Here is an 11,250-nt window from a genome sequence, read left to right as displayed (position 1 = left end):
TTCAACTCCATATTAATCCCCTGTCAGCCATATTGGGTCGTCTCCTTTTGGACTGCCCATGCCCACCCGTCTCAAACGCCCACCGTTCTGGCGCCCTCTTGGCCTGACCGTGGCCCTTTTGGCCTTTCAGGGCTATCTGGGCTACTCGGCCATTTCGGGCCAATTCGGTATTGAGAGTCGCGAGCAGATCCTGGCCGATATTCGCGTGCTTAAGGATCGCTCCTCGGCTCTGCAGGCAGAGATCGACGCGTTCGAGCACCGGGTTTCGCTGATGAATCCGCGCCACCTCGATCCTGACCTCGTGGTCGAGCGCGCCCGGGCCCTGCTCAACATGGCCAATGCCGACGACATTCTCGTCATGGTCGAGCCAGGAACAGGTAAACCAATTTCCGGTAAATTCGTAGAATTAATCGATAACGAGTTAATCTCGATTATCGAAGCGGATTCAACGCTTTAGATTAATATCTGCACCCTGTGGTCGGCAATGTTATTGCGCGGTCGCTTGCAGTATAGTGCGCGCCATGGCCTGATGGCCACGCGGTAAATTCCCAATTCGACCCGGAGCGAAGCATGGCGCGCAAGGCAACGGCCCCCAAGGCTACGACGCAGTCCAATGTCCCCCAGTTCACCCAAGAGCAGGATCTGGAAGCGTTCCGGGAAATGTTGCTCATTCGCCGTTTCGAGGAAAAGGCCGGCCAGCTTTATGGCATGGGCCTGATCGGCGGCTTCTGCCACCTCTATATCGGCCAGGAAGCAGTGGTCACCGGCATCACCATGGCCTCCGAGAAGGGCAGCGACGCTCAGATAACCGGCTATCGCGATCACGGCCACATGCTGGTCATGGGTCTTGATCCCAAGGGCGTCATGGCCGAGCTCACCGGTCGTCAAGGCGGCCTGTCCAAAGGCAAGGGCGGCTCGATGCACATGTTCTCCAACGAGCACCGCTTCTATGGCGGTAACGGCATTGTTGGTGCCCAGGCCTCGCTCGGTACCGGCCTGGCCTTCGCCAGCAAGTACAAGGGGGATGGCTCGGTCTCCATCACCTATTTCGGTGACGGCGCCGCCAATCAGGGCCAGGTCTATGAGAGCTTCAACATGGCCAAGCTCTGGAACCTGCCGGTCGTCTACATCATCGAGAACAACAAATACGCCATGGGCACGTCGATCGAGCGTGCTGCCGCCACCACCGACTTCTCCAAGCGCGGCGCGTCGTTTGACATTCCCGGCGAGCAGGTCGATGGCATGGATGTGCGCATGGTCTATGACGCTGCCCAGCGCGCCATCGAGCATGCTCGCTCCGGCAAGGGTCCCTATATTCTCGAAATGCTGACCTATCGCTATCGCGGCCATTCCATGTCCGACCCGGCGAAGTATCGCAGCAAGGAAGAGGTCACCAAGTACCGCCAGGAACGTGACCCGATCGAGCAGGTCCGGGCGCGGCTCCTCGAAGCTGGTGTCGTCACCGAGGACGATCTCAAGGCCATCGAAACCGACATTCGCGCCATCGTCACCGAAGCGGCCGATTTTGCCACCAATGATCCCGAGCCGGATGCATCCGAGCTCTGGACCGACATCATTATCGAGGCCTGATCGAGGCCGGCCCCAAGGGGTCGGGTCTCACGCCGCTTTTGTTGAGTTTCGCCGTGTGGCCGCAGAGCCCGGCGTCGAATTGCTGGAGAGCAGATATGCCCCAAATCCTCATGCCCGCTTTGTCTCCCACCATGGAAGAAGGCAAGCTGGCCAAGTGGCTGGTCAAGGTCGGCGACGTGGTCAAGTCCGGTGACGTTCTCGCCGAGATAGAAACCGACAAGGCGACAATGGAAGTCGAGTCGGTCGATGAAGGCACGGTCGCAGAAATCCTGGTTGCCGAAGGCACTGAGGGCGTGAAGGTGAATGCGCCTATCGCGCTTATTCTGGCCGAAGGCGAAAGTGCCGGTGAGGCGCCTGCCGCTGCCCCGGCTGCGGCCGAAGCGCCGGCGCCGAGCATGGTCGAGGCCGAGGCTCCTGCGCCTGCTGCTGCAGCACCCGTCGCCGCCGCTCCCAAATTCGAGCCTCAGAACGATCCCGACCTGCCCGAGGGCGTCGAGATGGTCGAAATGACGGTCCGCCAGGCCCTCAACGAGGCCATGGCTGAAGAGCTGCGCCGCGACAAGGACGTCTTCATCATCGGTGAAGAGGTCGCCGAATATCAGGGCGCCTATAAGATCACCCAGGGCCTGCTGCAGGAATTCGGCCCCGAGCGCGTCATCGACACGCCAATCACCGAGCATGGCTTTGCCGGCCTCGCCGTCGGTGCTGCCTTTGCTGGCCTCAAGCCAATTGTAGAGTTCATGACCTGGAACTTTGCCATGCAGGCAATCGACCAGATCATCAATTCCGCCGCCAAGCAGCTCTATATGTCTGGTGGCCAGGTGCAGGCGCCGATGGTGTTCCGTGGCCCGAACGGACCTGCCGCCCGCGTGGGTGCGCAGCACAGCCAGGACTATTCGGCCTGGTATAGTCACGTCCCCGGTCTCACCGTTGTCGCGCCCTATAGCGCCGCCGACGCCAAGGGGCTCCTCAAGGCGGCGATCCGGTCGCCCAATCCGGTGGTGTTCCTCGAGAACGAAATCCTCTACGGCTCCACCGGCCTCGTACCCAAGGTGGACGATTTCGTGCTGCCGATCGGCAAGGCGCGCATCGCCCGCAAGGGTGCCGATGTCACCATCGTCTCCTTCTCAATGGGCATGCGCTACGCCACCCAGGCTACCGAAAAGCTGGTTGCTGCCGGCGTCGATGTCGAGCTGATCGATCTGCGCACCCTGCGCCCGCTCGATAGCGACACCGTCATCGAGTCGGTCAAGAAGACAGGCCGTCTCGTCACCGTCGAGGAAGGCTGGCCGCAGGGCGGCATTGGCGCCGAGCTCTCGGCGCGCGTCATGGAGCAGGCCTTTGACTACCTCGATGCGCCTGTTATCCGCGTCACCGGCAAGGATGTCCCCATGCCCTATGCCGCCAACCTCGAAAAGCTGGCGCTGCCGAACGTCGATGAAGTGATCGCGGCCGTCAATGCCGTGACCTACCGCTCGTAAGGAGACCCGGGATGCCAATCGATATCACCATGCCGGCGCTCTCTCCGACGATGGAAGAGGGCAAGCTCGCCAAGTGGCACGTCAAGGAGGGCGACAGCGTCTCCTCCGGTGACGTGATCGCCGAAATCGAAACCGACAAGGCCACGATGGAAGTCGAGGCCGTAGACGAGGGCAAGATCGGCAAGATCCTCGTTGCCGAAGGCACCGACAACGTGAAGGTCAATGCGGTCATTGCCGTGCTGCTGCAGGACGGTGAAGAGGCAAGCGCTATTGGCTCGGCTCCGGCCCCGAAAGCCGAGGCGCCAAAGAGCGACGCCAAGGCGGACGCCGGCACCGTAGAGCGCGCCGATGCTGCCACCCAGACCGCGCCGACCGCCAAGGCCGACCCGGCACCAGCCAAGTCCGCGCCTGTTGCGAACAGCAATACCGGATCGAGCGCTCCGGCAAAATCCGCACCCGCCAAATCTGAGGGCGGCCGCGTTTTTGCCTCGCCGCTTGCCAAGCGTCTTGCCAAGGAAGCCGGTATCGACCTGGCGGCTATTTCCGGCACTGGGCCGAAGGGCCGGGTAATCAAGTCGGACGTCGAGGCCGCCAAGTCAGGCAAGGCCCCGCTCAAGGCAGCTCCGTCCGCATCTGCCCCGACGGCAAGTACCGCTCCGGCGACCGGCATGAGCAAGAACCAGGTCATGGCGCTCTATGAGGAAGGCACCTACGAGGTCGTCCCCAATGACGGCATGCGCAAGGTCGTGGCCGCCCGCCTCACCGAGAGCAAGCAGACCGTTCCGCACTTCTATCTGACACTCGATTGCAAGATTGATGCGCTGATGGCCGCTCGTGAGCAGATCAATGCTTCTGCGCCCAAGGGTAAAGACGGCAAGCCGGCCTTCAAGCTCTCGGTCAACGACTTCATCATGAAGGCCTGGGCCATCGCCCTGCAGCGCGTCCCCACTGCAAACGCAACCTGGGCCGGCGACTCAATCCTCTATCACAAGCGTTCTGACGTGGCGGTTGCTGTCTCGGTGCCCGGCGGTCTCTTCACACCGGTCGTCAAATCCTGCGACACCAAGACCCTGCGTGAAATTTCCGAAGAGGTGAAGGACCTGGCAACCCGCGCCAAGTCCAAGAAGCTCGCTCCGCATGAGTATCAGGGCGGCTCGTCGTCGGTTTCCAACCTGGGCATGTTCGGCATCAAGCACTTCGCCGCCGTGATCAATCCGCCGCATGGCACGATCCTGGCTGTGGGCGCCGGTGAAGAACGCGTCTATCCTGAAAATGGCCAGATCAAGATCGGCCAATTCATGACCGCCACGCTCTCCTGCGACCACCGTGCCGTCGACGGCGCCCTGGGCGCCGAAGTGCTCGGCGTGTTCAAAGGGCTCATTGAAAACCCGGTGATGATGCTGGCTTAGGGGGCAGGGTGATGAAAACCATCCTCGCCTATGGCGATAGCCTGACCTATGGCGCCAATCCCAGGCAGGGCGGCCCTCGCCATGCCTATGAGGATCGCTGGCCGACCGCGCTCGAAAAGGCGCTCGGCGGCAAGGCGCGCGTGATTGCCGAAGGTTTGGGTGGGCGTACCACAGCGGCTGACGACTGGCACGCTGCTGCCGACCGCAACGGCGCCCGCATTCTGCCGACGCTGCTCGAAAGCCATAGCCCGCTCGACATGGTGATCATCATGCTGGGTACCAACGATCTCAAGCCGTCGGTATGCGGCTCTGCGCTTGAGGCCTCTTTTGGCATCCGGCGCCTCGTGCATCTTGTTCGCGGTGTTTCCGCAGGCAAGGGTGAGACCCCGCCGCAGATCATCATCGTGTCGCCGCCGCTGCTATGCGATGGCAAAAACGCCGACATGATGGGCCACTTTGGCGGCGCTGCTCACGGTATCGCCCAGTCGCGCGAATTTGCCGGACACTATGCCCGTCGCGCCGAGGAACTGGGCACCGGCTTTTTCGACGCGTCCACCGTTTCCGTGGCTTCGCCGCTCGACGGCGTCCATCTCGACGCGACCAATACCCGCGCTATCGGCGACGGTCTTGCGCCGCTTGTCAGCAAAATTCTGGGTCTCTGACCCAAACCAATCTGGAGGCCCTTATGGCTGACCAATACGATCTTCTCGTCATCGGCGCCGGTCCCGGCGGTTACGTTGCAGCCATCCGCGGCGCGCAGCTGGGCATGAAGGTGGCCATTGTCGAGCGCGAACACATGGCCGGTATCTGCTCGAACTGGGGTTGCATCCCCACCAAGGCGCTGCTGCGTTCGGCCGAAATCTACGGCCATATGGGCCATGCCAAGGACTACGGCCTAACCGCCGAAAAGTTCGGCTTCGACCTCGAAGGCATCGTCAAGCGCTCCCGCGCCATTGCCGCGCAGATGAACAATGGCGTCCAGTTCCTCATGAAGAAGAACAAGATCGACATCATCTGGGGCGAAGCGACCATCACCAAGCCGGGTGAGATCAAGGTCGCGCCCACCAAAAAGAAGATCGTCGAGCCGCAGGGCCCCATTCCCAAGAACGCTCTGGGCGAGGGCACTTACAAGGCCAAGAACATCATCATCGCCACCGGTGCCCGTCCTCGTGTGCTGCCGGGGATCGAGCCTGATGGCGACAAGATCTGGACCTATTTCGAGGCACTCAAGCCTGCCGAAATGCCCAAGTCGCTGGTCGTCATGGGCTCGGGCGCCATCGGCATCGAATTCGCGTCCTTCTATCGCTCGCTGGGCGCAGAGGTGACGGTAATCGAACTCTTGCCGCAAATCCTGCCGGTCGAAGACGCCGAGATTTCCGGCCTTGCCCGCAAGCGTTTGGAAAAGCGCGGCATCAAGTTCCTCACCGAAGCCAAGGTCGCCAAGGTCGAAAAGACCGGTAACGGCATTGTTGCCCATGTTGAAACCAAGGACGGCAAGACCCAGCAGATCGCTGGCGACAAGCTGATCTCGGCGGTCGGCGTCATGTGCAATATCGAAGGCCTCGGCCTCGAAACCGTCGGCGTCAAGACCGAGCGCGGCGCCATCGTCATCGATAACTACGGCAAGACCAATATCGATGGCATCTGGGCCATCGGCGACGTCGCCGGCCCGCCGATGCTGGCGCACAAGGCCGAGCATGAAGCCGTCATCACCGTCGAAAAGATCGCCGGCCTCAAGGTCCATGGCCTCGACAAGACCAAGGTGCCCGGCTGCACCTATTGCGAGCCCCAGGTTGCCAGCGTCGGCCTCACCGAAGCCAGGGCCAAGGAAGCCGGTCGCGAGATCAAGGTCGGCCGCTTCCCCTTTGTCGGCAATGGCAAGGCGATTGCGCTGGGCGAGCCCGACGGTCTGGTGAAGACCATTTTTGACGCCAAGACCGGCGAACTGCTCGGCGCCCACATGGTCGGCGCCGAAGTCACCGAGCTGATCCAGGGTTTTGTGGTCGCCATGAACCTCGAAACCACCGAGGAAGAGCTGATCCACACCATCTTCCCGCATCCCACGCTTTCCGAGTCCATGAAGGAAAGCGTGCTTGATGCATATGGTCGCGCCCTGAACATCTAGCCGATCTCAATCGTTGGTCCGGGTGAAAGCCCGGGCCATTCCCTTTCGCCCGCGCTCAGGAACGTACAACCAAAGGAGTTTTCCACATGGTCAAGGCAATCCAGATCGGTCTGGGACATTGGGGTTTCAGCTGGACCCGAGACGTTATCCCCAAAGTTCCCACTGTCGAGATGGTGGGTTACGTGGATACCAATCCCGAGGCGACCGCCCGCGTGCAGAACGAATTGGGCATTGACCCGAAACTCTGCTTCACCAGCCTCGAAGACGCAGCTCATCACACCGATGCCACTCTGGCTATCTGCACCTTGCGCACTGAAGCCCACTATCCCGTGGTCAAGCGCTGCCTTGAGCTCGGCTATAATGTGTTGGTCGAAAAGCCTTTCACCAGCACCATTGCCCAGGGCAAGGAACTGGTTGCCCTTGCCAAGGCACAGGGTAGGGTGCTCATGGTCAGCCAGAACTACCGTCACCAGCCGGCGCCTATCGCCGCGGCCCGGCTGATCGCCGAAGGCAAGTTCGGTGCGCTCAACATGGTCTCGATAGACTTCCGCCGCCACGGCCCCAGCCAGGGCTATCGTTATTGGGACATGCCCGATCCGCTGCTGGCCGACATGTCCATCCACCATTTCGACCTCATGCGCTTTGTGCTCGGCGACGAGCCGGTACGGCTATCCTGCCGTACCTGGAATCCGCCCGGGAGCCCCTTCCGCTATGATCCGAGTGGTGTCGCAACGATCGAATTTGCCAGGGGCACGATCGTTTCCTACCGCGCCAGCTGGATGAATTCCGGGCCGGTGACGCCTTGGGCCGGCGAATGGGCCATGGATGGCGCCGAAGGGCAGATCGCCTGGAGCTCACGCGATCACTTCCGCGACCGTACCGGCCCCGACCAGGTCAGCCTGCTTGCGCTCGATGGCAAGCCGGAACCGCTCAAGCTCGATCCCGTCGCTTTTCCGGACCGGACCGGCACGCTCAACGCCATGGCCACGGCGCTCGAAACCGGCATCATTCCGCCCGGCTTCAGCTCGGGTGAAGACAATCTCGGCTCACTGGCGCTGGTCCGCGCAACCATCCTTTCTGCGAGCCACGGTGGCGACTGGGTGGATATTGCCGACGTCATGCACTGAACGCATACAAGACCAGGCACGGGTTGAACCGGCCGCCTTTGGGAGCGATATAGGGGCTAGCCCCAGACAGGACTGATATGGTCACGCTTATCGATAATGCGGCCCGCCCGCGTCACCCGGAAAAAGCCAACCGGCCCGAAAGCATCGTGCTGCGCAAGCCCGACTGGATTCGCGTCAAGGCGCCGGGCTCCCCGGTCTACAAGGAAACCCAGCAGATTGTGCGCGAGAACAATCTCGTCACCGTCTGCGAGGAAGCCGGCTGCCCCAATATCGGCGAGTGCTGGTCCAAGAAGCACGCCACCATGATGATCATGGGCGAGATCTGTACCCGCGCCTGCGCCTTCTGCAATGTGCGCACCGGCTTGCCGACTGCCCTCGATCCCAACGAGCCCGAAAATGTGGCCAATGCTGTGGCCAAGCTCGGTCTCGAGCATGTCGTCATCACGTCGGTGGATCGCGACGATCTGGCTGATGGCGGTGCCCAGCACTTCGCCGACGTCATTCTGGCGATCCGTGCTCGCAACCCCAGGACTACCATCGAAATCCTGACGCCCGATTTCCTCCGTAAGGACGGCGCTCTCGAAATCGTGGTGGCGGCCAAGCCGGATGTGTTCAACCACAATCTGGAAACCGTGCCCTCCAAGTACCTGAAGGTGCGTCCTGGCGCCCGCTATTTCCATTCGATCCGGCTGCTGCAGCGGGTCAAGGAACTCGATCCTACCATCTTCACAAAGTCCGGCATCATGGTCGGGCTCGGTGAAGAGCGGAACGAAGTGCTCCAGCTCATGGACGACCTGCGCTCCGCCGATGTCGATTTTCTCACTATCGGGCAATACCTGCAGCCGACCAAGAAGCACTACCCGCTCCAGCGTTTCGTCACGCCGGAGGAGTTCAAGTCTTTTGCCACCGTGGCAACGGCCAAGGGGTTCCTGCTGGTGTCGTCGAGCCCGTTGACGCGGTCGTCCCATCATGCCGGCGAAGACTTCGCCCGCCTTAGGGCCAACCGGCTGGCAAGGCTCGGCCACTGAATGAAGCGTTTCTATGAACGGCATGTGCCGCATCTGCCGCAGCGCATGTTCGATGTCGTCTCGGACCTCTCCAACTATCCGCGCTTCATTCCCAACTGCCAGGCCATGCAGGTTCGATCCGACCCTGCCGCGCCCGCCGGCGGCAATGTGCTGCTGGCCCGCATGACCATCGCCTTTGGTCCGATTACTCAGGCCTATACCAGCCGGGTAACCCTGGATGCGGAGCGGATGACCGTTCGCGCCAAGGCCGTCGATGGGCCCTTTTCCTACCTCGACAGCATTTGGAGTTTTGAGCCCGAAGGGCAGGGCACGAGGGTCCGCTTTGAGATCGACTTCAAGATTTCCAATCCGCTGATCTCAGCGGTAGCGGAGCCCGCCTTCGCCGCCAAGCAGGAAGAAATCATGCGCGCTTTCTGCGACGAGGCCGATCGTCGCTTCGGAGTTTGATCCTGTGACGGCCAAGCTCCGCCTGACCGGTCGCCTTGTCTGCGCCTCGCAGGCGGAGGTGGATGCCGTCCACCGCTATCTGCCGGAACACGTTCGCCTCACCCGCGCCGAATCCGGTTGTCTCTCATTCGAGGTGACAAAGACCCACGACCCCATGGTCTGGCGGGTCGAAGAGCTGTTCGTCGACCAGGCAGCCTTCGATGCCCATCAGATGCGGACCAAAGCCTCAGCCTGGGCGCACAAGACCGCAGGCATTCGACGCGACTATGAGGTCAGCATCATTGTGGACGGACCGGGCAAGGCATAGGCTGAAGATCGACTTATTGCGGCGGATCGCTCGTCAGCACCTGCAGCACCAGATCAAGCGCTGCCTCCACGGTCGCCTTGCGGATCGCATCACGGCCTATGTCGCCGAAGCGATGCTCGATCACCACCGTCGCAAGGTCTGAGGATACGGCCACATAGACGAGCCCCACCGGCTTTTTGTCACTGCCGCCATCCGGACCGGCAATGCCGGTTGCCGCCACGGCAAAATCGGCGCGGGCCGTGTTGCGAGCGCCGTCGGCCATGGCGCGGGCTACCTGGTTGCTGACCGCGCCATAGTCGCGAATCAGTCGCGATTGCACGTGGATCATCTTGGATTTGGCGGCATTGGCGTAGGTCACATAGCCGCCATAGAGCGCCGCGGATGCACCGGGAATATCCGTCAGCGCCGCCGCAATCATGCCGCCTGTGCAACTTTCGGCGGTGACGATGGTCTTGTTGGTCTGGGAGAGGAGGTCGATGATCTGTTTGCCCACGCTGGGCGGAGTCTGTTTGGCCATTCAGTCGATCCTCGGCACTTCCACGCTTGCACTTGCCATTGCCACGATGCCTTCCTCCCGCCCGATAAACCCGAGCTTCTCATTGGTCGTCGCCTTCACCGCCACACGGCTCGCCGAAATCCCCAATGTTTCGGCAATGACCGCGCGCATGGCAGAGGCGTGAGGGCCGATCTTCGGCGCTTCGGCAACGATTGTCACGTCGCAATTGACGATCCGTCCACCGAGCCGCGCGACTAATTCGCTGGCGTGGCGCAGAAAGATGGTCGAGGCTGCGCCTTTCCATTGCATGTCGCTGGGCGGGAAGTGCACCCCGATATCGCCTTCACCAATGGCCCCCAGAATGGCGTCGGTAAGCGCATGCAGCGAGACATCCGCGTCGGAATGGCCGTTGAGCTTGGCCTTGTAGGGAATGCGAACGCCACAAAGCCAGACGGCATCGCCCGGCTCGAAGGAATGCACGTCATAGCCAGTGCCAATGCGGGTTTCCATCTGCTTTGCTCCTGTCAGGATGTGCTCGGCGCGCACAAAGTCTTCCGGATAGGTGAGCTTGAAATTTTCAACATCACCCATGACCATTCCGACCCGCAAACCCGCCCATTCGGCAATTTCGGCATCGTCGGTGAATTCGCGCCGAACATTCACGGCGCGCATATGGGCAGAGAGAATTTGCCCGAAACGGAAGCCCTGTGGTGTCTGCGCGGCTGAAAGCTGCCGACGATCTTCCGTTGCCGCGACCTGCCTGCCGTCGATTGAGCGCTTGATTGTGTCGGTAAGCGGCAAGGCGGGTAGGGCGCCGTCAAGATTCTGCAACAGCGCGATGACATCACCGATCACCTCCAGCGAGACCATTGGTCGCGCGGCATCGTGAATGAGCACTAGATCGGGCCGTAAGGGGCCGAGCGCCATGAGACCGGCAAGAACGGACGCCTGCCGGTTGGCGCCACCGCCAATTGCCGGCAACAGCCGCGGGTCGCCAAGTCCCAGATTATCGAAGCGCTCCCGATGCTGCTCGTTGATCACGGGCAAGACATGAGTGACCTGCGGATGGTCGAGAAAAGCCTTGATCGAGCGGGAGAGAACCGGGGTGCCGGCAACAAGGCGATACTGCTTGGGCACCTCATTGCCATCAACGCCGACGCGTTCGCCTTTTCCTGCAGCGACGATGATGACGGCTATGGATTTTGAACGTTCAGACATATACGCACTTCGCGAAAACCGC

Annotated in this window: 12 protein-coding genes; 10 read left to right on the top strand and 2 right to left on the bottom strand. The window is 61.5% G+C overall.

The features are described 5' to 3' along the window. Nucleotides 1-58 precede the first annotated feature (58 nt). The 10 genes from DEVEQU_RS15645 to DEVEQU_RS15600 all read left to right on the top strand — a co-directional run bounded on the left by DEVEQU_RS15645 (nucleotide 59) and on the right by DEVEQU_RS15600 (nucleotide 9,514). Nucleotides 59-457: an FtsB family cell division protein gene (locus DEVEQU_RS15645; protein ID WP_126151529.1), complete on the top strand. Its 399-nt coding sequence runs from the start codon at nucleotides 59-61 to the stop codon at nucleotides 455-457. Nucleotides 458-570: 113 nt separating this feature from the next. Beyond that, nucleotides 571-1,590: a pyruvate dehydrogenase (acetyl-transferring) E1 component subunit alpha gene (pdhA, locus tag DEVEQU_RS15640; protein ID WP_126151528.1), complete on the top strand. Its 1,020-nt coding sequence runs from the start codon at nucleotides 571-573 to the stop codon at nucleotides 1,588-1,590. A 95-nt stretch (nucleotides 1,591-1,685) separates the two neighbouring features. Next, nucleotides 1,686-3,071, top strand: a complete 1,386-nt coding sequence (locus DEVEQU_RS15635) for a pyruvate dehydrogenase complex E1 component subunit beta (RefSeq protein ID WP_126151527.1) — start codon at nucleotides 1,686-1,688, stop codon at nucleotides 3,069-3,071. A gap of 11 nt (nucleotides 3,072-3,082) precedes the next feature. Further along, on the top strand, nucleotides 3,083-4,480 hold the full coding sequence (locus DEVEQU_RS15630) for a pyruvate dehydrogenase complex dihydrolipoamide acetyltransferase (RefSeq protein ID WP_126151526.1): 1,398 nt from the start codon (nucleotides 3,083-3,085) through the stop codon (nucleotides 4,478-4,480). Between the two features lie 11 nt (nucleotides 4,481-4,491). After that, complete coding sequence (locus DEVEQU_RS15625; protein WP_206437867.1) at nucleotides 4,492-5,142, top strand: SGNH/GDSL hydrolase family protein; 651 nt, start codon at nucleotides 4,492-4,494, stop codon at nucleotides 5,140-5,142. 23 nt (nucleotides 5,143-5,165) lie between these two features. Next, nucleotides 5,166-6,605: a dihydrolipoyl dehydrogenase gene (gene lpdA / locus DEVEQU_RS15620; protein ID WP_126151524.1), complete on the top strand. Its 1,440-nt coding sequence runs from the start codon at nucleotides 5,166-5,168 to the stop codon at nucleotides 6,603-6,605. 86 nt (nucleotides 6,606-6,691) lie between these two features. Then, nucleotides 6,692-7,732 carry a Gfo/Idh/MocA family oxidoreductase gene (locus DEVEQU_RS15615; protein ID WP_126151523.1) on the top strand — a complete coding sequence of 347 codons (1,041 nt, stop codon included), beginning with the start codon at nucleotides 6,692-6,694 and terminating at the stop codon, nucleotides 7,730-7,732. 77 nt (nucleotides 7,733-7,809) lie between these two features. Continuing rightward, nucleotides 7,810-8,760 (top strand): lipoyl synthase, encoded by a 951-nt coding sequence (gene lipA / locus DEVEQU_RS15610; protein WP_126151522.1) that lies wholly within the window; start codon nucleotides 7,810-7,812, stop codon nucleotides 8,758-8,760. Beyond that, entirely contained in the window at nucleotides 8,761-9,207 is a 447-nt protein-coding gene (locus tag DEVEQU_RS15605; protein ID WP_126151521.1) for a type II toxin-antitoxin system RatA family toxin, read from the top strand. Nucleotides 9,208-9,211: 4 nt separating this feature from the next. After that, nucleotides 9,212-9,514 carry a putative quinol monooxygenase gene (locus DEVEQU_RS15600; protein WP_126151520.1) on the top strand — a complete coding sequence of 101 codons (303 nt, stop codon included), beginning with the start codon at nucleotides 9,212-9,214 and terminating at the stop codon, nucleotides 9,512-9,514. A 13-nt stretch (nucleotides 9,515-9,527) separates the two neighbouring features. Here the strand turns inward: DEVEQU_RS15600 and DEVEQU_RS15595 are convergent, their stop codons facing one another. Both DEVEQU_RS15595 and DEVEQU_RS15590 read right to left on the bottom strand, forming a co-directional pair. Further along, nucleotides 9,528-10,031, bottom strand: coding sequence for a CinA family protein (locus tag DEVEQU_RS15595; protein ID WP_126151519.1), 504 nt, complete (start codon nucleotides 10,029-10,031; stop codon nucleotides 9,528-9,530). Continuing rightward, nucleotides 10,032-11,228 (bottom strand): bifunctional 2-C-methyl-D-erythritol 4-phosphate cytidylyltransferase/2-C-methyl-D-erythritol 2,4-cyclodiphosphate synthase, encoded by a 1,197-nt coding sequence (locus tag DEVEQU_RS15590; RefSeq protein WP_126151518.1) that lies wholly within the window; start codon nucleotides 11,226-11,228, stop codon nucleotides 10,032-10,034. Between the last annotated feature and the right edge of the window lie 22 nt (nucleotides 11,229-11,250).

This window comes from Devosia equisanguinis (assembly GCF_900631955.1).
Lineage (GTDB): Bacteria > Pseudomonadota > Alphaproteobacteria > Rhizobiales > Devosiaceae > Devosia > Devosia equisanguinis.
This window is presented reverse-complemented; position numbering and strand designations above follow the sequence as displayed.